Raw genomic sequence first — 24,100 nt, forward strand, 5'->3', positions numbered from 1 at the left:
GCACTTAAGCTCTAGCTACGTTGTCGTCCTTGCCATGTGGTTAATTGCGTGACAGCCTGATTGAGAATTTGGAGGGTATCATGTTACGAGTTGTTTTTGGGTTATTCGCTTTATTTTTCATCGGGTTATTTCAGGTTCCCGCGGCGAAAGCCGACTCGCTTGTTCCTCCGTTCCGCTTTGTCGCAACCAAGGATGTCGATTTTTATGGCTCTGATTTACAAGCGATTTTCGATACTGACCTCAAGTCCTGTATCCGCGTCTGCGTAAATCAAGACAATTGTGCGGGCTTTTCCTTCAATTCCAGGTCGAATTCCTGCTTCCCTAAGAGTGAAATAGGGGAGTCCACGGCCTATGAAGGTGCGTTTTCTGCGTTAAAGCAGCAAATACCGTCGGTGATTCGCGCAAGGGGCGAGTTGAGAGCTTCGGAGCTATCGTTCGTCAAACCCAGAGATCTGAACCGCGCCCGTGATTTGGCGCGCGACATTGGGTTGCGTCATCCGGCAGGAACCCGCCGACAGGATCGGATGATCGAAGCTGCCCACAACCGGGCGCGTGTGGGGGATTATCAAGCCGCGATGCGTTGGATGGGCTCCGCGATTTCGTTGGGGGGTCAAGCGGAGTTATGGGAGGAATACGCCGGATACCTGCTGCGCCTTGATAACGTAAGTGGACGCCAGCGCGAGTACCGAGCGCGCGCTCTTTCGGCAGCCTTAAACAGTTACCTGCGTAGCGAAACTGAAGGGGCCAGGGTCACAGCATTGATCACGACTGCCAAAGCTCTGAAAAAACTGGGTCGTGGGCGAGACATGTTGCCTGTCCTGCGACTTGCCGAAGATATCCAGCCCCGCCAATCCACTTCAGAGATGTTGGATGATGCCATTGCCAAGTATGGTTTCAGAGTTAGCGATAGCACAATTGAAAGCGACAGCGCCGCACCACGCATTTGCATAGAGTTCTCAGAGACGCTGGTTAAAACCGGTGTTGACTACAGTGATTATCTCAAATTGCCGGACGCCCGTATGGTGGCAGAGGCCGATGGAAAACAGCTGTGCATTGACGGTGCCGAACATGGTCAGCGCTATCGTCTTACTCTGCGTCGGGGGCTGCCGGCTGCCAGCGGTGAGATGTTGTTTCGAGATATTGAACTGACTCATTATGTGCGAGATCGCAGCCCTGCAGTCCGCTTTCCTGGTCGTTCGTATGTGCTGCCTAAATCTGATCTGGCGGCGTTGCCCATTGAAACCGTGAACCTGACAGAGGTCGACCTGCGCCTGCGCCGGGTCAGTGATCGAAACCTACTGCGTGCGGTGCAAGACGGGTTGTTTGGCCGCCCACTATCACAGTGGCAGGACGAGTATTTTTCCAAGGATATCGCCCAGGAAGTCTGGACTGGCTCTGCCGAGGTCCAAGGAGACCTGAATCGCGATATGACAACCAGGCTGCCATTGGCCGAGGCGATCGCGGGGCAGCCAGTTGGCATCTACGCGCTAAGCGCACGCATTCCCGGTGCTGATCCCTATGACAATCCGGCAGCAACCCAATGGTTTGTACTGTCAGATCTGGGCATCAGTTCGATGTCTGGTTCGGACGGTCTGCATGTGCAGGTGAACGGGCTTTCTGATGCCGCTGCCAAATCCGGGGTCAAGATTACGCTGGTGTCACGTGCCAATGCGGTACTGGGCACTGCTGAGACCGATGAAACCGGATATGCCAGTTTTGCGCCGGGTCTGGCCCGTGGTCTTGGGGCCTCTGCGCCCGCAATGCTTCTGGCGCAGCAAAATGATACGGATTTTGGCTTCCTGTCGCTGACCGATCCTGGTTTTGACCTGTCCGACCGTGGAGTCGAGGGACGGGCTGCTCCAGGTCCTGTTGATGTGTTCCTGGCGACTGATCGCGGAGCCTATCGCGCGGGTGAGGTGATCAATGTCACTGCTTTGGCTCGCGACAGCAAAGCGCAAGCAATCGAAGGACTGCCATTGATTGCTATTCTGTCCCGTCCAGATGGGGTGGAGTACAGTCGACATATCTCGGACGGTGGTCAGATGGGCGGGCATGTTTTTGCCCTTCCGGTTGGAGTGTCCGCGCCGCGTGGCACTTGGCGGTTGGATATCAAGAACGACCCCAAAGCCCCTGCTTTGACCAGTCGTCAAATTTTGGTCGAAGATTTCTTACCTGAACGCATTGATTTCACTCAAACACTTCCCACGGCTACCCTACGTCCAGGTGACAGCCCACCGCTAAATATTGAGGCGCGTTATCTGTTTGGTGCACCCGGTGGAGATCTTAAGATCGAGGGTGAAGTCAGCCTCCGGGCTGCTGCGACGGTTGAGGGTTGGCCGGGTTACCGCTTTGGCCGTTATGATGGGCGTAGCACCACTCAGACCAGCTATTTCGGCGGTGACAAAACAGACGCTGCCGGACTGGCCAGCGTTGCCATTGAAATCCCCACCGGCGCAGCCGAAGGCAAACCAATGACGGCAACGGTCACCACGCGCATTGCAGATGGCGCCGCTCGCCCCGTTGAACGCCGGCTTTCCGTTCCTGTGCGGCCGGATGGACCCGTCATTGGAATTAAACCTTTGTTCGAGGACGAAGTGAGCGAAGGCAGTGAGGCCGCGTTTGAGGTGGTGGCCCTCAGTCCGGATCTGCAGGCGATGTCGATGCCGGTGAAATGGACCGTAAATCGGGTCCGGACCCACTACCAGTGGTACCAGCTCTATGGCAACTGGAACTGGGAACCAACCACCCGACGTACCCGCATTGCCACCGGTGAGGCCATGCTGTCTGAGGTACCATTGGCGCTGTCCCAACCAGTGGACTGGGGCCGGTATGAGCTGGTGATCGAACGGCTGGATGGGACTGAACATGTTTCGGCTGCGGTGGACTTTTACGCCGGCTGGTATGCTCCGGCAGATGGGTCTTCGACGCCAGATAAACTGGAACTGTCACTCGATAGTAAAACCTATCAGCCCGGCGATACCGCCCAGTTGCGCATCGTGCCACGTGCGGCAGGAACCGCGCTGATTTCGGTGATGTCGAACCAGTTGATTGAACGCCACGCAGTAGAGGTCCCTGCTGGGGCTTCGGTCATTCCGCTCACCGTGACCGAGGACTGGGGCAGTGGTGCCTATGTCAGCGCTATGGTGATTAAGCCGATGGAAGGCGCAACGGATAAGGTTCCTGCGCGGGCATTGGGACTGGCGCACGCCAGCGTCACTCAACCCGGTCAGCAGCTGACGGTTACGGTTGACGTTCCAAAGGTCGTGCGCCCACGCGGGACCGAAACTGCCAAAATCCACGTCGATGGCGCAACTGCCGGGGACGAAGTCTGGCTGAGTGTTGCAGCGGTGGATTTGGGTATCCTCAACCTCACAGGTTTTAAGAGCCCAGATCCCAGCGCATATTTCTATGGACAGCATCGTTTGGGAATGGAGCTGCGGGACGTCTATGGCCGCCTGATTGATGGTCAAAACGGTGCATTGGGGCAGGTTCGGTCCGGTGGTGACGCTGATACTGGCCTTGCCATGCAATCGCCGCCTCCGACTCAGGATTTGATGTCGGTGTTTTCTGGTCCCGTTCAGGTGGATGCCAATGGTGAGGTTGATTTTCCGATCGACCTGCCTGCCTTTAATGGCACCGTTCGGCTGATGGTGGTGGCTTGGTCTGGACGTGCTGTTGGTCAGGCGGAACAGGATATGCTGGTGCGCGATCCGGTGATAGTCACCGCCTCGGCCCCTAGGTTCCTGGCCCCCGACGATACCAGCCGGGTGCTGCTGGAAATTGTCCATGCCGATGGACCCAGTGGTGAAATGGCACTTTCTGCGCAGGTCTTGGGTGAAGGGCTACAACTTGGCCAATTGCCCAGATCGGTGGCACTTGCGGATCAGGGAAAACTCACGCTGGAGCTACCGGTGACAGCCGTACAGGTCGGAAACCCAGAGATCGAATTGACCCTGACCACGCCAAGTGGGCAGGAACTGGTGCAACATCTGCGTCTGCCGGTTCGCGCCAATGACCCAATGGTGTCACAGACACGGCGGTTCTCGCTGGCATCAGGGAAGACTTTCAGGTTCAGCAGCGATGTCTTCTCGGGCTTGCGAGCGGGTACCGGGCGGGCGGTTATGTCAGCTGGACCATTGGCAAAATTTGATGTGCCGGGACTGCTCAACTCCTTGGATCAGTATCCCTATGGCTGCACTGAACAAGTGACCTCCAAGGCGATGCCTTTGCTATATCTATCGTCTGTTGCGCAAGCTTCGGGGCTCGGCAATGGCCCGGCTGTCAAGGCGCGGGTGCAGGATGCAATTGCCAAGGTGCTGACCCGTCAGGCCAGCAACGGTGCCTTTGGATTATGGCGTGCTGAAAGTGGTTACTTCTGGCTGGATGCCTATGCCAGTGACTTCCTCAGCCGGGCGCGGGCGCAGGGGTATGATGTGCCTGAACAAGCCTTTCGCCAAGCGATGGATAACCTGCGTAATCGCGTGAACTATGCTTCGGACTTTGACCATGGCGGCGAAGACTTGGCCTATGCTCTGCTGGTGTTGGCACGTGAAGGCGCGGCGGCAATGGGGGATCTGCGCTACTATGCGGATGTAAAAGGCGAGGATTTTGGCTCCGCTCTGGCGGCGGCACAATTGGGGGCGGCCTTGGCAGCTTATGGTGATCAGACTCGCGCCGACAAAATGTTCGCACGGGCGGCTTACAAACTTGGCCGTTTCACCCCCGAAGCCTCACTGTGGCGCGCAGATTTTGGCAGTAATCAACGCGATATAGCTGGTGTTCTGGCCTTAGCAGTAGAGGCTGGCAGCGATGCAATCAATCGCGATGACCTGAGCAATCGCATCGTGCGCGCGAGCACTCAGCGATCCACACAGGAGGCAGCATGGACTCTGATGGCGGCGCAGGCCCTCATCACCACACCTGAGAACTCGGGACTGCTAGTCGATGGCCAGCCGGTTCCCGGCGCTTTTGTGCAGGTGTTGGAAAGTGATGCAAGCGGGCAAGCTATTGAAATCTCAGCAGCGTCCGGTCGTAGCACCGATATCACCCTGACCACCTTGGGTGTGCCAGAAGTAGCGCCCGAAGCTGGAGGCGGGGGCTTCACGCTGCAGCGTCTTTACTACGAACTGGACGGCACGCCGATTGAACGCAGTGATTTTGCCATAGGTGAGCGGTTTGTCACAGTGCTGCGGGTCATCCCGCATGAGGATCTGGGTGCACGGTTGATGATCAACGACCCGCTGCCCGCCGGATTTGAAATCGACAACCCCAACCTGCTGCGCTCGGGCGATTTACGCGATCTGGACTGGTTGAAACTGGCCGAAGCAGAACATGCAGAATTCCGGTCTGACCGTTTTCTTGCAGCGGTTGACCTGCGCGGTACAGGGCGGGTGACACTCGGCTATATTGCCCGTGCCGTGACACCGGGTAGCTTTCACCACCCTGCAGCTTCGGTCGAGGACATGTACCGCCCAGCCTACCGTGCCCGCACGGCGACTGGTCGCGTTACAGTCCGGTGAAACCTGAACAGCAATATCCGAAGAATGCCTCCTCCTTACTGGGGGAGGTAAGACGCAGCCCGAGCTATCGTTCACGAAAAAAGTGGAAAAGGTGGGCGGTCGGATCTGCAATATTACTGCTTTTTCTCGTCTTCATTGGCAGTCATGCCTTTAATAGCTGGGTTGATCGTACCGAACTGCCAGTCACTTTGGCCGAAACATCGACCGAGATCCGGGATCGCAATGGCGCATTGTTACGTGCTTACCCGGTTGGGACAGGTATATGGCGGTTGGCTGTACACCCTGATCAGGTGGATCCCGAATATCTGACGATGTTGGTCCGCTACGAAGACAAGCGATTCTGGTCACACTCTGGTGTGGATATCAGAGCGATGGCGCGGGCGGTTGGGCAAGCCGTGTGGAATGGTCGGGCTGTATCGGGGGGATCTACGCTGACTATGCAGGTGGCGCGGCTGCTAGAGGATGGCAGCACCGGACGCTGGTCAGGTAAGCTACGTCAAGCGCGTTTGGCACTGGCGTTGGAACGGCAACTGACTAAACAGCAGATTCTGACCCTCTATCTGACCCACGCGCCTTATGGCGGCAATCTGGAAGGTATCCGCGCAGCGACGTTGGCCTGGTTTGGTAAAGAGCCGAACCGGCTAACGCCTTCTGAGTCAGCATTGTTGGTGGCCCTGCCACAATCGCCCGAGCGCCGTCGCCCCGACCGGGCGGTTGAGACTGCACAACGCGCGCGTGACAGGGTGCTGGTCCGTATGGCAGGTCAACAGGTGATCGACGACGAAGAGATGATGGTGGCACAGCGCGCACCAGTTCCACGCCAAATGTTGCCGTTTGCTCAATTGGCGCCACATCTGTCTGACCGGATGCGGGCCGAAGACCCGACAACGACGCAAATTGATCTAACGGTTGACGCAGGTGTGCAGGAGCGCATGGAGCAGCTGTTGCACAATGCGGCCCAACAGGGCGGCGCACAGATGTCAGCGGCACTAATCGTGGCGGATGTCCAAACTGGAGATATCTTTGCCTCGGTTGGCTCGCCCGGCTACCGCGATGGAAGCCGGCTTGGCTATGTGGATATGACCCAGGCGCTGCGCTCTCCCGGATCTACTTTGAAACCTCTTATCTACGGGTTGGCCTTTGACCAGGGATTGGTCCATCCCGAAAGTCTCATCCATGACGGGCCAATTAACTTTGACGGCTATGCGCCGCAGAATTTTGACGGCGAATTTCGCGGGGACCTGCGGGTGCGTGAGGCGCTGCAACAGTCGCGCAATATCCCGGTGGTGAAGCTGACAAATGAATTAGGTGCACCCAGAATTATGGCGGCCTTGCGCAGGGCAGGTGCCGCGCCCAAACTCCCCGGAGGTGTACCGGGATTGGCCATTGCGTTGGGTGGGGTTGGAGTCAGCTTACAGGATTTGGTCCAGTTGTACGCTGGATTAGGTGCTGGAGGTCAGGGGCCAGTGTTGCGGTTGCGGCTTGACGCCGAGCTGCAAAATCAGGGTCGGTTAATCTCTGACGTGGCGGCTTGGCAGGTGATGGACATTCTACGCGGGTTGGCGCCACCACCGGGTGCGCGTGCAGGTGTGTTGGCCTATAAAACCGGGACATCTTATGGGCATCGTGATGCTTGGGCTTTGGGCTGGGATGGACGTCATGTGATTGGCGTTTGGATGGGGCGCGCCGATGGGACGCCGGTGCCGGGGGTGTTTGGTGGCGGTTTGGCCGCACCTGTGTTGTTTGAGGCTTTTGGCCGGTTGAAACCTGACTTTGAGCCGTTACCGCCGCCACCGCCCGCAACGCTGATTGTCAGTTCGGCGGAATTGCCGCAACCTCTACGTCGCTTTCGCCCCCGCACTGCGGCCTTTGAAGAACCAGCAGGTGCGCCGCAATTGTTGTTCCCTCCGAATGGAGCCCGACTGGCACTAGGGAATGCACCTTTGACTGTAAAGCTTCGAGGTGGCGCAGCCCCATTTCTGGTGCTGGCAAATGGGTTGCCGGTGACACAGGGGCAACATCAACGCGAGTTCGAAATCCCTAATCCTGGGCAGGGGTTTTCTGCATTGGTGGTGGTGGACAGTGAGGGCCAATCTGCCCGCACAACGGTGCGCGTGGAATAGCTCCGTCAAGCTAGTATTGATGGTCTCCCGTATTCGCGCAAGCCACCGGCTGGTGCCGGTACCCCTTGCGGACTTGGGCGTAGCGCCGCGCGATGCGCGGCGCTACGCCCAACGGGAGGTCAGCCTCCGATAGGAGGTGAGCGACGGGCGGGAGTGGTGGGTTTGAAAATCACCGCCGACCTTCGCGCATCCAGGCAACCGTGATGAAGAAAGATGCCAGCAATAGCACTAGCCACGGTGGCATCAATTGTGATTGCACTACCGACAATGTTTCATAGGCATCGCGTGGCGTTAATCCGATCCAGCCCCTTCCGGCTGCGGGTCGTCCGGCGCGGACGTTGCGCAGAACAGGAACGCCATCTTGCAGTCGCAATAGACCACCACGTGTGGGTTTGATCACGGGCTGCAAGACGTCTGTCGTGGCCATGGTTTCCTCGAACTCGCGTGGAGCAGCGGGGCCCAGACCAATGACGGCGGATTGGTTTCCCTCGCTGAGCCGATACAGGCCGATTTCAGGCCCTTCAAAACCGGTCTCCCATAGCCCCGGAATACGTTCGGCCAGGGTAAGTTCTACGGTGGCGCCGTCGGGTTGGGTGACGGTGACCGGGCCGATGGTGTCGTCCAGCGTTCGGCGTAGGATGCGCATACGTTGACCCGTGGCCTCGGCCCAGAGTGCTTCCTCTTCCAGCTCCGGTTCTTTCATCATCCAGTGTGCCAGCCGACGCAGTAATTCCAGTTGCGGCCCGCCGCCTTCGTAGCCACGGCTCCAGAGCCAGGCATGATCTGATCCCAATAAGGCAACCCGACCTTCACCCACTCGGTTCAGCACCAGCAATGGGCGATCTTCCAAGCCAGACATCACTACATGACCCTGTGGCTGATCTATCTCAATTTGACGCAACCAGCGCCCCCAAGTGCTGACGTCGCCCAGATCAGCGGTCACGGGATGTCGTTGTCCAAGATCGGTCACGGAAGGCTGATAGGGAAGCTCAATAACCCGCGCGGTTGGGCGTGCAGGAAGGACGGTGGATAGGGGGGAGCGATAGATGCTGTCGGCAGTGGCGAAATCGGGCCCGGCGGCCACCAAAACAGCGCCCCCCTTGGCCACGTAATCGGCGACATTGTCCAGATAGATCGCGGGCAATATTCCGCGCCGCTGATAACGATCAAAAATGATCAGGTCAAAATCGTCGATCTTTTCCAGAAACAGCTCGCGAGTGGGGAAAGCGATCAGAGACAGCTCGTCCACCGGCACCCCATCTTGTTTTTCGGGAGGGCGCAAAATGGTGAAATGGACCAGATCCACAGCACTGTCGGATTTGAGAAGATTACGCCAAGTGCGGCTACCGGGATGGGGTTCACCTGACACAAGCAAAACGCGCAGCCGGTCACGCACTCCGTTGATCTGTACCAGCGCAGTGTTGTTTCGCCCGGTCAGCTCGCCTGCTTCTTCGGGTACCGTAAACTGAATGACGTTGCGCCCCCCGTGGGGCAGAGTCAGCGGTAGATCAATGTCGGTGCCAATCGGCAAAGTAAATCGTTGCGGGGGAGCCCCGTCGATTGAGATTTCTAAAGGTGCCAGAGGCGTGTTTTCTGGTGCGGCGCCCTGATCCTCGATGCGCAGGGTCAGGGTTACAGGTTCCCCGATGATCGCAAACCCCGGTGCGTTTCGGACAATCAGGCGGCGGTCCCAATCAGTTTCTTTGCCGGTCATCAACAGGTGCAGTGGCGCAGGTAGGGTTGGCGCATTTTGAACATCGTGAACCTGACCATCCGACAGCGCAATGATGCCCGCGATCCGTGCGCGGGGTTCTTCGGCCAAAGCTTCGGAGATTGCGGTCATTAGCTGCGAGCCGGTATCTCCTTCGCCGTCGGCGAGCGAGATCCAGCGGGTCTCGGTATTAGGGCGATCTGTCAGGTGTTCGGTCAGTTCCTGCTTGGTAACTGCCAGTTGTGTTGAACGATCTGAGAGTTGGTTGCTGGCCGTTTCATCCGTAACCACGAGAACGATATCGCTCAGCGGCGCACGATCCTCGACCTGATAGACAGGTCCCGACAGCGCGGCGAGCAGAACCAAAGCAGACAGGCCGCGAAGCGCCCAACCGGACAATCCCCGCCACAGGGCTGCCGCGATGCTGAGCAGCGTAATTGCAGCAAGTGTCCAGATTACCACCCAAGGGACCAGCGGATCAAAAAGGATTGTCTGTGTCATTGTCCCAACCTGTCCAGCAGTGCAGGCACATGCACCTGATCGGATTTATAGTTGCCGGTCAGCACATGCATCACCAGATTGACACCAAAGCGATAGGCCAGCTCGCGCTGACGTTCACCGGCAAAACCACGTCCCACCGGCAACAGTGGTCGCCCGTTACCGTCTACCGCCCAGGCCGCACCCCAGTCATTGCCGCCGATCACTACCGGTGTCACCCCGTCGTTAAGATTGCGAAATGGCATGCCTTCTATCTGTTCCGCATCAGCTGGTGCAGCTTCGACCCAAAGCTCGCCCCGCTGGTGACGGCCGGGAAAGTCCTGCAGTAGATAAAAGGCGCGGGTCAGCACATGATCTGCCGGCAAAGGTTCCAGAGGCGGAATATCCAATGGGCGTGCCAGTTGTTGCAGTTTGCGGGCGTTGGGGCTGTTGGCACCTGATCCGGCAAGGTTTGCATCCCGCGTGTCGAACAACACCATACCGCCGGCGCGAAGGTAAGCGTTCAGCTTGGCATAGGCCTCGACGGAGGGGATTGGCTGATCGGTAGTGATTGGCCAATACAGTAACGGATAGTAGGCAAGCTCGTCGCGTTCCAGATTTACCCCTACCGGTTCTGAAGGTTCGATTGATGTCCGAAATCTCAATGTGCTGGACAGCCCGCGTAACCCGTCGTGGGCAATTCCATCCACCTGATCAACTCCGGTCAACACATGTGCCAGTGCAAGCTCAGAGCTGAGGCCTAGCAGACCCTGATCCTGTTGTGCCTGTGCCTGATACGCTGGAAGGCCCAGTCCGCCAGCTAGGACAAGGACTAAGATCATGGCGGCGCTGCGCGATCGATGCAACAGGCCGGAAACCAACAATGATGCCGCCACATCCAGCGCCAGAAAAACCAATGCCAAGCTTAGCAATATTCCACCCAAAGCCCGTTCCGGAGCCGCAACTGTTCCGATAACCGGCACACCTGCGGGCCAGGCCGAAGGACGCAAAACATCATCGGATCGTAGCACATTCCGCGCCAGTTTCCGGCTACCGCTGTCATAAAGCCCTGGACGCAGATCAGGACCGACAAGCTCAGTCATCAATTTTGGTCCGTCCACCCCTGACAGGGTACCTGCGTCGCTGAGACGGCCAAATCCATCCAGAATACCAATTGGCGTCCAGGTTGTTCCTTCCATCTCAGCAAGGCTTGGGGGTTTCGCAGCGGTTGAAACAGCCAGCCGTTCCAACATGTCAACAAATAAGCCTGAGAGAGGCAGGGTGGTCCATTCGGCATTGGCCGTGACGTGGAACAGGACAATCTGACCTTGTCCCAGTGTCTTGCGGGTGACCAACGGGGTGCCATCACCCAATTCGGCAATCACCCGTGCTGCCAGATTCGGGTCCGGTTGGGCCATGACCTGAGCGCTGACTGTAACTTCGTCGGGGATGGCCAAACCATGAAAAGGAGAATCCTCGACGAAGGGAGCCAAGGTTTTGGGTTCGCCCCAACTCATTGCGCCACCGAGGCTGCGGCCACCGCTACGCAGCCGTACGGGCATCAGAGGGTGCTCTTCCGAGCGAGAAATGTCGCTGGCCGCAAGCCGAGGTCCGGCAAACCGCAACAGCATGCCGCCCTGTTCAACCCAGTCAGTGAGTTTTTGTTCTTCATCCGACGCCAGCTGTGCCACATCTGCTAATATGATTACATCAGGGTTGGCGGGCAGCAGATCGCCCAATGCGCCTTCGTACAGTTCAGAAGTGGGGGCCAGAGCCTGACGCAGGTAATGCAGCGGTGACAGTAATACCAATCCCTCGTTGTCAGTCTGCGACGAAATCAGTGCAACTTCGCGTCGGCGCAGGCTGTCGTCGGTCAGGGCGACCATACCAGCGGATCGCGCGCCTTTCAGTTCAAACCGGGTAATGCGGGCGCGTAGCTCTGAGGGCAGGATCAACTTGGCCGAGGCAGTTTCTGCGTCCGGGGAAAACTCTGCGGTGGCAGAGGCGAGTACTCTCTTGGTTCCGCCGGGATCACGCCCCTGAGCTAGAACCGTGATTTGCTCAGCCGAGCCGGGTGTACTGCGGATAACCTGCAATTCGATGGCGCCATCGGCAAATTTTGCAGGCAGCAGCCCCAGTGTATTTATGGCGGTTTGATATATCTTCAGCTCGCCACGATCGCGCAGGGTTGCTGTCAGTTGGTCGCGATTGGAGTAGTCTAACCCGTCGCTAAACCACAGGGTGTCAAATTCAACCTCGCTCGCGACGATGTAATCCAGTGTAGCAGTGATCTGGTCTGGACTTGGCTGCCAGGGTTGCGGCAACAGACCTGCCACCTGCTTGCGCCAGACATCAGCTGACAGGAACTGCAGCGGCTCAGGCATCGTCAGCCGTATCACTGCCACGGTGCGCCCGGCACGGCCTGCTTCGTTTAGCTGCGCAGTAATCTGGTCACTGGTCTGGGTCCAGTGATCGGCGCCTGCCCAGCTGGCATCTAACACCAGCAACAGTGGTCCGTTACCCGTATTGCCCTGTGTGGGGTTCAACACAGGTCCTGACAACCCGATGATAGCTGCCGCAACCGCCAGCAAACGCAAAAGTAACAACCACCAGGGAGTGCGGTCTGACAGGCTGTCGTCATCATTCAGCCCCAACAAAAGCGTCACAGCCGGGAATACCCGACGCACTGGTGTAGGTGGCACGGCCCGTAGCAACAACCACAAGATAGGCAGTGCTAGCAATCCCAGCAAAAGCCAGGGCGTGGTAAATCCAATGCCTGCCAATGTGGTCATGAGGTTGAGTTCTCCAGTGCATGATACAGCCATAGCAGCGCTGTCTGAGCGCTGTCGCCGGTGTGATGCAGCCCCATCCGCCATCCAGTAGCCCGGCACAGTTGATCGAGTGCATCGCGACGTTCTGCCAGGCGTTCAAGATAACGATCCCGCAATGCCGAGGCCTTGAGCGTTTCATGTCGCAGCTGACCTGTGACGCTTTCAAAAACTGTGCGACCGGTGAAGGGAAACTGCTCTTCACTGGGGTCTAATATCTGCAGCAATACCCCGCGCAATCCGCGATCTGCTGCCTTGGTAAGGGCCAGTTGCAATTCGTCAAAGGGGCCAAGAAAATCAGAGATGAACAATCCGCGTGCATGTGGGATCATCGCGTGGTGCTCAGGCGGGGCGTAATCGGTACTGTCGTCGTGGCTTAGGGCCTCAGCCAGACGCAGGATCTGCATATTACCACTGCGCGGCGGCAGCGTGGTCCCCGTCAACCCAACCCGTTCACCTGCGCGCACCATCAGGATAGACGCGGCCAGCGCCAGCTTGCGGGCCCGGTCAATTTTCTGTGGCAGATCGGGGTTTGATGCAAAGCGCATTGAACCACCCTGATCCACCCAGATGTGTACGGTCTGGGCGATCTGCCATTCGCGTTCACGGATGAATTGCTGATCACCCCGTGCCGAACGGCGGTGGTCGACCAGACGACGGCTGTCGCCCGGCTGGGCTGGGCGGTATTGCCAGAAGTCATCACCCATTCCAGCGCGCCTGCGACCATGTTCGCCCAATAGCACCGATCCAGCCAACTGTTCAGCCTGCACCAACAAAGGTGGCAAGCTGTCGGCTTCGACCTCAGCGCGATGTCTGAGGTCGGTGGCGTTGGAGGCGGCGGTGGTGGTCACGCTGCCGCCTTGGCCCGGGTCAGTGAGGTGACAGTGTCTTTGATCAGGTCGGCCAAACTGTCACCGCGTGCACGGGCGGCAAAATTCAGCGCCATCCGATGGCTGAGAACGGGGTGTGCCATGTCAATTACATCTTCGGCGCTGGGCACCAGATGGCCCTGCAAAACAGCGCGTGCGCGCACTGCCAGCATCAACGCCTGTGCTGCGCGTGGTCCCGGCCCCCAAGCAACAGTCTGTGCGACCTGTTCCGAGGCGCCGGGTTCGTCCGGGCGGAAGGCACGAACAAGATCAAGGATCAGTTCAACAATTGACTCGCCCACAGGCATCCTGCGCAGCAGGGTTTGTGCGGCAATCAGTTCATCCCCTGTGAACACCTGCACCGCCTTGGTGTCGATGGTGCCGGTGGTAGCCAACAGGATTTCACGTTCGGTATCTCGGTTGGGGTAATCCACGTCGATCTTTAGCAAGAACCGGTCCAGCTGGGCCTCGGGCAGGGGATAGGTGCCCTCTTGTTCAATTGGGTTTTGGGTGGCCAACACATGGAAAGGTGCGCCAAGAGGCCGGTCTTCACCAGCGACAGTGACGGTTTTCTCCTGCATTGCCTGTAACAATGCCGACTGGGTGCGCGGGCTGGCGCGGTTAATCTCGTCCGCCATCAGCAACTGACAAAACACCGGGCCGGGCACAAATCGGAACGACCGGTGGCCATCTGTGTCGGTATCCAGCACCTCAGAGCCAAGGATGTCGGCGGGCATCAGGTCAGGTGTGAATTGAATGCGGTTGCCATCCAGACCCATCACTGTGGACAAAGTTTCCACCAGTAAAGTCTTGCCCAGACCGGGCAATCCGATCAGCAGGCCATGGCCACCGCAGAGCAATGTGCTGAGCGTCAGATCCACCACCCGTTCCTGGCCTATGAATTGCCGGGTGATCGAATCCCGTGCCTGTTGCAGCTTCTTTTGCAGAGCTTCAATTTCGATCAGCAGGTCATCGGGTTCGGACATGACATTCCCCTTGTCGCGGATATATGGTGTCACTGTATCGTGCTGAGGGGAAATGGCAAAAGTAATGAGCAAACAAAAAGACGTGAGTCCATCCGCCGAAGGCATCGCCGCATCGGTTAAAGCTGTCAAGAATGGTGGATTACCGCCTGTGCACCTGTGGAATCCGCCGTTTTGCGGCGATCTGGACATGCGGATTGCGCGCGATGGCACTTGGTTTTACCTTGGTACTCCGATCGGTCGCTTCGAATTGGTCAAACTGTTCTCGTCGATTCTAAAACGTGAAGACGGCAAATACTTCCTTGTCACTCCGGTTGAGAAGGTCGGCATCACCGTTGATGACGCCCCATTTGTAGCTGTGGATTTCGAAAGCAGTGGCAATGGTGATCAGCAGGTTTTGACATTCGAAACTCATGTTGGTGACAGAGCTGTCGCAGGGGCAGATCACCCGATCCGCGTAGTGCGTGATTCTGAAACTGGTGAACCGTCACCATATGTGTTGATCCGCGCAGACCTTGAGGCGTTGATAGATCGCAAAAGTTTTTACCGGTTGGTGGATCTAGGCGCACATCATGAAGGCTGGTTTGGGCTCTGGTCTTCAGGAGAGTTTTTCCCGGTGATTCCTTCAGCAGACCTGGAAGGCATTTAGCGGCCCGGTCAGATATGCAAAATTTGAACCAATACTCACACTACATTTTCACACTGGTATGGCAGTTATTGATCAATTCGGTCGCTGAATTCCGGATGAGCCAACCGTAACCGCGAAAGATTTCTGATGCCCAAATTCGCAGCCAACATCTCGCTCTTGTTTTCTGAATTGCCCTATCTGGATCGATTTCAGGCCGCCGCCGCCGCTGGGTTCGAAGCTGTAGAAATATTGTTTCCCTACGAAACTGCGGCGAAGGAGACACAGCGAGCACTGTTGGCCAATGGTTTGGAACTGCTGCTTATCAATGCGCCGCCTCCGAACTATACGGGTGGTGAACCGGGATACGCTGCCATTCCAGGTGGTGAAGATCGGTTCCAGCGCGATATTCGACGAGTGTTGCGGTACGCAGACGTCCTGCGGCCAGGAATTATCCATGTGATGGCAGGATATGAAAAGGGCGAAGCGGCCCAGCAGACTTTTGTCCGCAATCTGAAGTGGGCTGCGGATCAAGCCCCACAGCAGCAGTTCACCATCGAACCGCTAAATAGCGGGGACCAGCCTGGATATTTTCTGGATGACTATAATCTGGCGCGCGAAGTTTTAGCTGCTGTGGATCGGCCTAATGTGGGGCTGCAATATGATGCTTATCATGCCCAGTTGATCCACGGTGACGCGGCCAAGGTTTGGGACGAATTTTCTGCCAGCGCTGTACATGTGCAAATTGGCGCGGCCCCATCCCGAAGTGAGCCGGGCAGCGGTCCGGTTGATTTTGACGCGCTGTTCGCGGCTATCGACGCAAGTGCCTATGACGGATGGGTCAGTGCAGAATATAACCCATCAACGGCGCGCACCGAGGACAGTCTGGGCTGGATGTCGTAGCGGCATTCACATGGGCTGTGCAGCAACGCACTGGTCTTTTCATTCCATTTATCGCATATGAAAATACATCACAGATAACCATGAGACGTTGACATGATCCCAGCTCGTTTTGCTCCCATTCTGTTTGGCCTTATCCTGTCTGGAATTATGTCTTGTATCGTGACGCTGGTGGTTTCGATCAAGAATTTCGGTTTTGAGGCCCCGATGTTTTCATCTTGGGTCGCATCGTGGAGCTTTAGCTGGCCAATTGCATTTGCAGTGGTGTTGGTCGTGGCGCCACTGGTGCGGCGGCTGGTGGGGAAATTGGTGAAACAACCCATCGAAAGTTAGGTTTGCAGGTTATATGGGACTTGCACTCTTGATCACATAGCGCAGCGAAGACCATTATTGGCATCGATCTCCTGGCGTGGAAAACCAATTCTACCCGCGTCCAACTCCACAACAAAGCCGCCATTTGCCCAAGACCATGTCCCGCTACCAAGCACTTTGGCAAAGGCGTCACAATCGCGCCCAAGATACAGCGTTTCGATGCCAGTGATGACCTGTGTCATTGCCCCGGTGCCAGTAAAACGTGCCACCGGATACAGCGATTCCAGTACGACACCATCTGAGTTATTGCTGAATCTGTACTGATGACCTTCGGATGAAACATAGATCAGTTCCATCTGAGCCAATGCCATAATTGGTTGGTTTGTGGTCAGAATGACAGCGGCAACTGCAAACAGGTTTTTCATGATTCAAGCCCCCCAACTTTATAGTTTCGCAGCGGTTGTGTTCACGCAAGGTGTTTAAAATGGGACAACGGTGGTCTCCCGCCCGTCATCGACCTCTTGGCAGAGGCACTCTTTCCGTTGGGCGTAGCCTGTGCCGCCTACGGCACAGGTGGGTGAATCACGAAGGTCGAAACCCTTTCGTTAACGATAGTGCTTTTAAGGAATGCTGCAAAAAACTGGTTGCGAGACACGGTACCGCGCAGATGGGCTGGGCAGTGGGTAGTGTTTCTCGATAGCGCCCCGGTCCAATAGAGCCCTGATGCTTCTGAAGTCAGATCCAGCGGGGAATTGCGGTTAGGACCCACAATGGTAGGCAAATTGCAAACCTGGTGAACGGGTCGGGAACTGGCTGTGCAACAGGTCAGGAAATGGATCCCGAGCGAAGCGAAACACCAATGTGCTGGCCTGGTCTCGCAACAGCACCGCGCAAGGCGCGGTGCCTGGCCCAAGACTGTTTTGGTGTGAGCGGCGCAGTCGGTTCACCAATCAGGCGCGGGAGTGTTTGGTGGTCCCCGAGGGCCATGCCAGTGTCTAGTGCGCCTCGGCCCAGTTGGCCCCACGACCTGCGTCAACGATCAGCTTCACGTCCAGATGTACCGCTGGATCAGCGGCGTTCTCCATAACCGATTTTGCGGTGGCGATGGTGTCATCGACAGCATTCTCGGGAACTTCGAACAGCAGTTCATCATGTACCTGCAACAACATGCGAGCTGGTAGGTGGGCGATGGCATCCGGCATCCGGATCATCGCGCGGCGGATCACGTCAGCTGCAGTGCCCTGGATCGGTGCGTTGATCGCGGCGCGTTTGGCAAATCCGGCACGGGGACCTTTGGCGGCAATTTCCGGCGTGTGGATCTTGCGGCCAAACAGCGTTTGCACATAGCCGTGTTCTTTGGCGAACTCGACGGTGTTGTCCATGTATTTGCGGATGCCGGGGAAGCGTTCGAAATAACGGTCGATAAAGCCCTGCGCCTCGGCCCTTGGAATACGCAGGTTGCGGGCCAGACCAAAGCCCGAAATGCCGTAGATGACGCCAAAGTTGATACCCTTGGCTTGGCGACGAATGTCAGGTGTCATTTCGTCCAGTGGCACACCGAACATTTCCGAGGCGGTCATCGCGTGAATGTCTATACCATCCGCAAAGGCCTGTTTCAGCGCATCGATGCCTGCGATATGGGCCAGAATGCGCAATTCGATCTGGCTGTAGTCGAGCGACAACAGCACATTGCCGTCTTCGGGAATAAAGGCCTCACGGATGCGGCGCCCTTCCTCGGACCGCACCGGGATGTTTTGCAGGTTGGGATCGGACGAGGCCATGCGGCCGGTGTTGGCGCCGGTCTGAATGTACGAGGTATGCACACGACCAGTGTCGGCGTTGATGTGGTCCTGTAGCGCGTCTGTATAGGTCGACTTCAACTTCGACAGCTGCCTCCAGTCCAACACTCGCGCTGGCAAGTCGTGTTCGGTGGCCAGATCTTCCAAAATATCGGCCCCAGTGGCGTAGGCGCCAGTCTTACCTTTTTTACCACCGGGTAGCTCCAGCTTGCCAAACAGGATCTCACCCAACTGTTTGGGTGATCCGACGTTGAAGGTTTCGCCAGCCAGCTCATAGATCTCGGCCTCAAGCCCCGCCATCTTCTGGGCAAAGGCGTTGGACATGCGGCTCAGCGTATCGCGGTCGACTTTGATGCCGTCCATTTCCATCTTGGTCAGAACCGGAACAAGCGGACGTTCCAGCGTTTCATAAACGGTGGTGACTTTTTCCTGATGCAGCTGTGGTTTGAACAGTTGCCACAGGCGCAGGGTGATATCGGCATCCTCGGCCGCATAAGGCACTGCATCGCTGATCGGAACCTTGTCAAAGGTGATCGCGGACTTACCCGTGCCCAGCAGCGGTTTGATCGGGATTGGGGTGTGATCCAGATAGCGTTCAGACAGGGTGTCCATGCCGTGATTATGTTTGCCGCCGTTCAACGCGTAGGACATCAGCATGGTGTCATCAATCGGCGCTACTGCGATGTCTTGGCGAGCGAAAATCTTGGCGTCGTATTTCATGTTCTGGCCGATCTTCATGATCGCTGGATCTTCCAGAACGGGCTTTAACATCGCTAGAGCTTGCACAATTGGCATCTGATCCTTGGCCAGCTCGTCGCTGCCAAACAGATCATCTGCCGCAGCCTCGCGGTGCGTCAGCGGAATATAGCAGGCCTGGCCCGGTTCCACGCAAAGCGAGATGCCAACGAGATCCACAACCATTGAATCGAGACCTGTGGTTTCGGTATCTACAGCTACCCAGCCGCGCTGATGGATCTGGTCGATCCAAGGCTGCAACTCTTCGGCACTGGTCACGCAGGTGTATGCATCACGATCAAACGGAACCGCTTCGGGGGCTGCAACTTCGGCTGCCTGAGGTGAGGCTTCGGGGATGACCGGAGCCTCTTGCCCTAGCTGATCCGCCATCCGCTTGGTCAGAGTGCGGAATTCCATTTCCGCAAGGAAAGCCAGCAGCACCTCAGGGTCCGGGTCCAGAACCTCAAGATCTTCGATGGTGAAGTCCAGCTCCATGTTGCAGTCCAGCTGTACCAGCGTTTTGGACATTTCGATCTGCTCACGCTTGTCGATCAGGGTCTGTCGGCGCTTGGGCTGTTTGATCTCTTCGGCGCGATCCAACAGGCTTTCCAGATCACCAAATTCGTTGATCAGGAGAGCGGCAGTCTTGATACCAATTCCGGGCGCTCCGGGAACGTTGTCGACGCTATCGCCAGCCAGCGCTTGCACATCCACAACGCGTTCCGGGCCAACACCGAACTTTTCGATCACGCCGTCGCGGTCGATGCGTTTGTTCTTCATCGCATCCAGCATTTCAACGCCGCCGCCAACCAGCTGCATCAGGTCTTTGTCCGAACTGATGATGGTGCAGCGCCCACCGGCGTCCCGGGCCTGGCAGGCTAGCGTCGCCATGATGTCGTCGGCCTCAAACCCTTCGACCTCTTTGCAAGCGATGTTGAAGGCGCGGGTGGCGTCGCGGGTCAGCGGAAACTGCGGGCGCAGGTCTTCGGGCGCAGGGGGGCGGTTAGCCTTGTAGAGGTCATACAGGTCGTTGCGGAATGTCTTGCCCGAGTGGTCAAAAATCACCGCCACATGGGTTGGTGCATCTGGGCCAGTGTTGCCCTCGACATAGCGCTGCAGCATGTTGCAGAACCCCGCAACCGCGCCAATCGGCAACCCGTCGGATTTACGCGTCAGCGGCGGCAACGCGTGATAGGCGCGAAAGATAAAGGCAGAGCCGTCGATCAGATGCAGATGGCATCCCTTGCCGAATTCACTGTTGCTCATGTCATTTATCTCCAACCCGTTTCTGAAAGAGTTAGTGCCATGTTCCGATTTGTTCTTCCAGTCGCAGTTTGCCTATTTGGGCAATCTTCTGTTGCTCAAGAGGTTAGTGACGCGCCTTTGGTTGCGTCAGAAAACGTTGGATCTGAGTGTGTAAATATCGTTGGGTCTCAAAAAAACTGCGTGCGGGTCTTGGCCTGTATTGGCGAATCTGGGCTGTATTTTGATGGTGTCGCACTAGGTTGGGATGCTGGTCGGTTAAAGGGACTTACCAGCGCAGGTGCCCAGTGTGATGGATGGTGGACCACTGGAGGAATTCTTGGGACGGGCACCGCAAAACTGCGATGCACGGATGGTATGATTGCAGATGTCTTTTTTTACAGTCAAGATAATTTGACAGGTACCGTAATAGGCCGAGGCAAGGATAGTGAAAACCGAATCCTGCACGTTTGGTCTGGCAAAAACGTACTGCAGTTTTTGACGGGCCCAAATGGACAACCGCGTATGGAATGCGGAGCTGTCGAAGTATTGATTGGTTGACCGAAGATCAGGCAGCTTCTTCGAAGCTGTATCCACCGAATTTCGGGCATGGACGGGTCCCAATCTCGCGCGCTTCATAGGCTAAAAGAAGAGCGGTATCCAAACGTTTTGCGCACAGAGTGGTTAGGGTAACAGGCGTTTCCCACAGTGTTTCCCCTAGCTTGGCTACAATTAGGGACGGGGGGATCTTCCTGCCCCTTTTACGTGTTGGTGGTTCCACTGAATCTACCAGTGTAGCCATCTCGACAGGGTGACCGAATAGGGTAGCGGCGTCCAAGCGCCAAATCTGCGTCCGCTAGCGCGTAGCATTCGGCCCACCCATGTGTTGCAGGTGCGCAGGATGTTGAACCGGCCTTTGGCTTCGTAGAACTGATCGGTGTCATTGAAACCGGCAAAGTCGATAGGCTGGGGCTCTCCGTTTGGGTCTTGGCTAAAGCTATCGGCAATGGCATCTGTCAAAGCAGCGTATTCTCCGCTGTGCAGAGTGAACCCTGGCAGGTTCAGGTCGTCTCTAAGAGCGCCAATAACGTCCACCCTCATGACCGATCGATCACCAAAGATACCCTTGAGAACCGCCGTTGTGGAAATCTGATTATAACTTCCGACAGTTGTGTAGAAGTCGTATGCGCCCCAGCCGACAACCAGCCATCGCGCATTTGGGTGCTGCAAAGGCAGGCCTGTGTCGTTCAAAAATGAAAAACGCGCCCGGGTGGACGCGTTGAGTGGCAGCAGGAAATCATAGTGAATTGGGCCTGCGACCAGCAGGATCTCGGTGTCAGGCCCATCCTGTTGTGCTGCGGAGATCAAGGAGCCGGGAACAATCGCACCAATCAGAGCTGCCGACAAATAAAGTGCAACGGCAGCCAGCGGCCAGGTCAGCAGTCGCCTGACCCAGTGCCTCACTTTTCAGCGTGATCCTTGTGCACAAATTTGCAATCACAGTAGCCACATTCGACCCAACCCTGATCCTCGGGGATCTGGAGATAGACGCGGGGATGACCCAATGCGCCTTCGCTGCCGTCACAGACAACTTTATAGCTGTCGACGATTTTGGTTTCCGGCGCTTGGATGGTCATCGCTGGCAGTCCTCTTGCTAATCCATTAGGGGCTTTTATGAGCTAAGGCAAAACTGGGGGCAAGAGCTGCGATGACACAGGATGCAATCCGATTGACAGGTTTGAGCAAAACCTATCGCGGTAAACGTGGTCAGCCTGAAAAACACGCGTTGAAAAACGTCGATTTGACGGTGCCACGTGGGTCGGTGTTTGGATTGCTGGGCCCCAACGGTGCGGGCAAATCGACGATGATCAACATTCTGGCCGGTCTGGTGCTCAAGACCGCTGGCAAGGTTGATATATGGGGCTTTGATCAGGACACCAATCCGCGCCAATCACGGGCGGCTATCGGTGTAATGCCACAAGAGTTGAACCTTGACCCATTCTTCACACCCCGTGGGGCGCTGGAGGTGCAGGCCGGGTTGTATGGCGTGCCTAAATCGGAACGTCGCAGTGATGAGATTTTGGCGATGATCGGGTTAGAGGACAAAGCTGAGGCCTATGCTCGTACCCTGTCTGGCGGGATGCAGCGGCGGTTACTGCTGGGCAAGGCACTGGTGCATCGTCCTAATATTTTGGTGCTGGACGAACCAACCGCCGGTGTTGATATCGAGCTGCGGCAGATGTTGTGGACCAATATCCGCAAGCTGAATGAGCAGGGAATGACCATCATCCTGACCACTCATTACCTGGAAGAAGCCGAAGAGATGTGTGACGAGATCGCCATCATCAACCAAGGTGAAGTGGTTGTACGCGACAGCACGGCCAATCTATTGGGACGACTGGATGCCAAAGCCATGGTTGTGCACCCAGATTCACCTGTGTCTGCCTTGCCTGACGCAGAAGGGATCGCTGCTGAGCTGCGCGGCGATGGCGCCGTTGTACTGCGTTATCACACCAATTCCACCAGCGCCGAACAAGTTCTGGCGGCTGTTCGGTCAGCCGGGATCACCATTCGTGATGTCAAAACGGAAGAGGCCGATCTGGAAGATGTGTTCTTGTCGCTGACATCATCCCGTTAATGCATATTGCGAAGGCGCCACGGCACAGTTCGCCGGGTTAACACTTGTCGGGGGTTGGACAACACGCGATCACATCTTGATGATTGCCACAGCAATCATTGATCAGATAGCCAATCATGCTCCCCATAGCATCAAAATTGACGCGATAGATGATGTGGCGTGACTTACGCTCTGCCGTCACCAGCCCGGCATTGGCAAGGGTAGACAGGTGAAAAGAGGCCCGCGACGAGGCAGCATCAACGGCTTCGCCGATCTCTCCGGCTGAAGCGCCATCGCTGCCTTTGGTAACTAGAAACCTTAGAATGCGCAGCCGTGTTTCCTGCGCAAGCGCGCCTAACGCGTCTATCACTTGGCTCTCATCCATATTTCAACTCCTATTGAAGTACTCGTTGACTCTCTATTATTTCAATAATACTTGAAACGTTGAGATATCATGGAGAAGTACACGATGACACATGAAACAACAACGCTGAACAGCGTGGTGACTCTGCTTAAGCTACAGGATGCAGATGCGCCGCTGGTGTTTGAAACCAATGAGGGTGAGATAGGCGGTGGCTATCACGTGACCGAACTGAAACAGTCGTTCATCACGAGTATCGATTGTGGTGGAAACATCGATGACTGGCGTGAAACGCATGTCCAACTGTTAGATGGGCAAACCGGAGAGCATATGAATGTCGGTAAGTTTGCTGCCATAGCGGACAAAAGCATGGCCAAGGTACAACATCTGGGTGAGGCGCCTTTGTATTTTGAATTTGCACTAAAAAACAAAGGGCTTCGGCGCTACCAGATAGAGGCGCTGACACCCGACGCATCAAAGATCAAAGTTTTGCTTACTGAAGGGCAGGCTATGTGTAAGCCCGCTGCTGCGGGCAAAGCGGTGGAAACTGCCAACGGGTGTTGCAGTTCAAATAGCTCCAAATCGGCCTGCTGTACATAAACGGGTCATGCCTCCACTTGGCTGCGTCTTTTCGCCAAGTGGAGGCATTGGCTACCCTTAAAAGCGTGCAGGTGAGAGCCGCATACACTTAAATATGTTCTGCTGATGCTTGCTGGCAGGCAAATGTGCGGGCACATAGGGTGAGACGCATCCCATCAAGGGAGTCCGGCAGATCGGAGGCCACATGAAAGCACTTTGCATTGTTCCAGTATTCTTTGCCGTCGCAGCTTGCGACGTCCCAAACAATTCCACACGCGCAGACGCAAGCGGCAGTGCCCAAATCCAACTTCAGGATGGCCGGAATTGTTGGGACAACCAATGTATGCGGTTTAATTCGCGTAATGGGTCATTTTACATATCAGGACGTGTGCCGGTACGCCCTCCGGCGGGGTCTATTCA

At 56.5% G+C, this 24,100-nt stretch carries 17 protein-coding genes; 8 read left to right on the plus strand and 9 right to left on the minus strand.

The annotated features are described in order from the left end of the window. Window positions 1–80: 80 nt before the first annotated feature. Window positions 81–5,519 (plus strand): alpha-2-macroglobulin family protein, encoded by a 5,439-nt coding sequence (locus tag FEE96_RS00515; protein WP_138161038.1) that lies wholly within the window; start codon window positions 81–83, stop codon window positions 5,517–5,519. 110 nt (window positions 5,520–5,629) lie between these two features. Beyond that, window positions 5,630–7,642, plus strand: coding sequence for a penicillin-binding protein 1C (gene pbpC, locus FEE96_RS00520; RefSeq protein WP_138161636.1), 2,013 nt, complete (start codon window positions 5,630–5,632; stop codon window positions 7,640–7,642). A 169-nt stretch (window positions 7,643–7,811) separates the two neighbouring features. Here pbpC and FEE96_RS00525 read toward each other — a convergent pair whose 3' ends face one another. Genes FEE96_RS00525 through FEE96_RS00540 form a run of 4 tightly spaced genes read right to left on the minus strand, consistent with a single transcriptional unit; the run spans window position 7,812 to window position 14,513 of the window. After that, window positions 7,812–9,854: a hypothetical protein gene (locus tag FEE96_RS00525; RefSeq protein ID WP_138161039.1), complete on the minus strand. Its 2,043-nt coding sequence runs from the start codon at window positions 9,852–9,854 to the stop codon at window positions 7,812–7,814. Beyond that, window positions 9,851–12,622 (minus strand): DUF4159 domain-containing protein, encoded by a 2,772-nt coding sequence (locus FEE96_RS00530; protein WP_138161040.1) that lies wholly within the window; start codon window positions 12,620–12,622, stop codon window positions 9,851–9,853. The genes FEE96_RS00525 and FEE96_RS00530 overlap by 4 nt, the downstream gene beginning before the upstream one ends. After that, entirely contained in the window at window positions 12,619–13,509 is an 891-nt protein-coding gene (locus FEE96_RS00535) for a DUF58 domain-containing protein (protein ID WP_138161041.1), read from the minus strand. The genes FEE96_RS00530 and FEE96_RS00535 overlap by 4 nt, the downstream gene beginning before the upstream one ends. Beyond that, the gene (locus tag FEE96_RS00540; protein ID WP_138161042.1) at window positions 13,506–14,513 is read right to left on the minus strand and encodes an AAA family ATPase; all 1,008 of its coding nucleotides are present in this window, start codon (window positions 14,511–14,513) and stop codon (window positions 13,506–13,508) included. The genes FEE96_RS00535 and FEE96_RS00540 overlap by 4 nt, the downstream gene beginning before the upstream one ends. Window positions 14,514–14,577: 64 nt before the next feature. Between FEE96_RS00540 and FEE96_RS00545 the strand changes: the two genes are divergently transcribed. The 3 genes from FEE96_RS00545 to FEE96_RS00555 all read left to right on the plus strand — a co-directional run bounded on the left by FEE96_RS00545 (window position 14,578) and on the right by FEE96_RS00555 (window position 16,368). Then, window positions 14,578–15,159 carry a DUF1285 domain-containing protein gene (locus FEE96_RS00545; protein ID WP_138161043.1) on the plus strand — a complete coding sequence of 194 codons (582 nt, stop codon included), beginning with the start codon at window positions 14,578–14,580 and terminating at the stop codon, window positions 15,157–15,159. 126 nt (window positions 15,160–15,285) lie between these two features. Next, window positions 15,286–16,038 carry a hydroxypyruvate isomerase family protein gene (locus tag FEE96_RS00550; protein WP_138161044.1) on the plus strand — a complete coding sequence of 251 codons (753 nt, stop codon included), beginning with the start codon at window positions 15,286–15,288 and terminating at the stop codon, window positions 16,036–16,038. Window positions 16,039–16,131: 93 nt separating this feature from the next. Further along, the gene (locus FEE96_RS00555; RefSeq protein ID WP_138161045.1) at window positions 16,132–16,368 is read left to right on the plus strand and encodes a DUF2798 domain-containing protein; all 237 of its coding nucleotides are present in this window, start codon (window positions 16,132–16,134) and stop codon (window positions 16,366–16,368) included. Between the two features lie 32 nt (window positions 16,369–16,400). Here the strand turns inward: FEE96_RS00555 and FEE96_RS00560 are convergent, their stop codons facing one another. Both FEE96_RS00560 and polA read right to left on the minus strand, forming a co-directional pair. Further along, window positions 16,401–16,772, minus strand: a complete 372-nt coding sequence (locus FEE96_RS00560) for a hypothetical protein (protein ID WP_138161046.1) — start codon at window positions 16,770–16,772, stop codon at window positions 16,401–16,403. A 570-nt stretch (window positions 16,773–17,342) separates the two neighbouring features. Continuing rightward, on the minus strand, window positions 17,343–20,147 hold the full coding sequence (polA, locus tag FEE96_RS00565; protein WP_138161047.1) for a DNA polymerase I: 2,805 nt from the start codon (window positions 20,145–20,147) through the stop codon (window positions 17,343–17,345). Here polA and FEE96_RS23650 point away from each other — a divergent pair. After that, a complete protein-coding gene (locus tag FEE96_RS23650) occupies window positions 20,115–20,684 on the plus strand; it encodes a hypothetical protein (protein ID WP_212744719.1) in 570 nt (189 codons plus the stop codon). The two genes, polA and FEE96_RS23650, sit on opposite strands and share 33 nt — an antisense overlap. 225 nt (window positions 20,685–20,909) lie before the next feature. On the opposite strand, the gene FEE96_RS00570 is transcribed toward FEE96_RS23650, so the two are convergent. Beyond that, window positions 20,910–21,587 (minus strand): TIGR02117 family protein, encoded by a 678-nt coding sequence (locus FEE96_RS00570; RefSeq protein ID WP_246079237.1) that lies wholly within the window; start codon window positions 21,585–21,587, stop codon window positions 20,910–20,912. Further along, complete coding sequence (locus tag FEE96_RS00575; RefSeq protein ID WP_138161048.1) at window positions 21,584–21,760, minus strand: zinc-finger domain-containing protein; 177 nt, start codon at window positions 21,758–21,760, stop codon at window positions 21,584–21,586. The genes FEE96_RS00570 and FEE96_RS00575 overlap by 4 nt, the downstream gene beginning before the upstream one ends. Window positions 21,761–21,831: 71 nt before the next feature. Here FEE96_RS00575 and FEE96_RS00580 point away from each other — a divergent pair, with 71 nt between their 5' ends. After that, window positions 21,832–22,761 (plus strand): ABC transporter ATP-binding protein, encoded by a 930-nt coding sequence (locus tag FEE96_RS00580; RefSeq protein ID WP_138161049.1) that lies wholly within the window; start codon window positions 21,832–21,834, stop codon window positions 22,759–22,761. A 37-nt stretch (window positions 22,762–22,798) separates the two neighbouring features. Here FEE96_RS00580 and FEE96_RS00585 read toward each other — a convergent pair whose 3' ends face one another. After that, window positions 22,799–23,125 (minus strand): ArsR/SmtB family transcription factor, encoded by a 327-nt coding sequence (locus FEE96_RS00585; protein WP_138161050.1) that lies wholly within the window; start codon window positions 23,123–23,125, stop codon window positions 22,799–22,801. Between the two features lie 84 nt (window positions 23,126–23,209). Between FEE96_RS00585 and FEE96_RS00590 the strand changes: the two genes are divergently transcribed. Further along, complete coding sequence (locus FEE96_RS00590) at window positions 23,210–23,701, plus strand: DUF6428 family protein (RefSeq protein ID WP_138161051.1); 492 nt, start codon at window positions 23,210–23,212, stop codon at window positions 23,699–23,701. Window positions 23,702–24,100: the final 399 nt, after the last annotated feature.

The organism is Parasedimentitalea maritima, from assembly GCF_005771405.1.
Taxonomy (GTDB): Bacteria; Pseudomonadota; Alphaproteobacteria; order Rhodobacterales; family Rhodobacteraceae; genus Parasedimentitalea; species Parasedimentitalea maritima.

Bases quoted from the DNA above. Each gene is read 5' to 3' on its own strand.
- FEE96_RS00515 (WP_138161038.1), top strand. From the start codon at position 81: ATGTTACGAGTTGTTTTTGGGTTATTCGCTTTATTTTTCATCGGGTTA.
- FEE96_RS00525 (WP_138161039.1), bottom strand. From the start codon at position 9,854: ATGACACAGACAATCCTTTTTGATCCGCTGGTCCCTTGGGTGGTAATC.
- FEE96_RS00530 (WP_138161040.1), bottom strand. From the start codon at position 12,622: ATGACCACATTGGCAGGCATTGGATTTACCACGCCCTGGCTTTTGCTG.
- FEE96_RS00540 (WP_138161042.1), bottom strand. From the start codon at position 14,513: ATGTCCGAACCCGATGACCTGCTGATCGAAATTGAAGCTCTGCAAAAG.
- FEE96_RS00545 (WP_138161043.1), top strand. From the start codon at position 14,578: ATGAGCAAACAAAAAGACGTGAGTCCATCCGCCGAAGGCATCGCCGCA.
- FEE96_RS00550 (WP_138161044.1), top strand. From the start codon at position 15,286: ATGCCCAAATTCGCAGCCAACATCTCGCTCTTGTTTTCTGAATTGCCC.
- FEE96_RS00555 (WP_138161045.1), top strand. From the start codon at position 16,132: ATGATCCCAGCTCGTTTTGCTCCCATTCTGTTTGGCCTTATCCTGTCT.
- FEE96_RS00560 (WP_138161046.1), bottom strand. From the start codon at position 16,772: ATGAAAAACCTGTTTGCAGTTGCCGCTGTCATTCTGACCACAAACCAA.
- FEE96_RS23650 (WP_212744719.1), top strand. From the start codon at position 20,115: ATGGCATCCCTTGCCGAATTCACTGTTGCTCATGTCATTTATCTCCAA.
- polA (WP_138161047.1), bottom strand. From the start codon at position 20,147: ATGAGCAACAGTGAATTCGGCAAGGGATGCCATCTGCATCTGATCGAC.
- FEE96_RS00575 (WP_138161048.1), bottom strand. From the start codon at position 21,760: ATGACCATCCAAGCGCCGGAAACCAAAATCGTCGACAGCTATAAAGTT.
- FEE96_RS00580 (WP_138161049.1), top strand. From the start codon at position 21,832: ATGACACAGGATGCAATCCGATTGACAGGTTTGAGCAAAACCTATCGC.
- FEE96_RS00585 (WP_138161050.1), bottom strand. From the start codon at position 23,125: ATGGATGAGAGCCAAGTGATAGACGCGTTAGGCGCGCTTGCGCAGGAA.
- FEE96_RS00590 (WP_138161051.1), top strand. From the start codon at position 23,210: ATGACACATGAAACAACAACGCTGAACAGCGTGGTGACTCTGCTTAAG.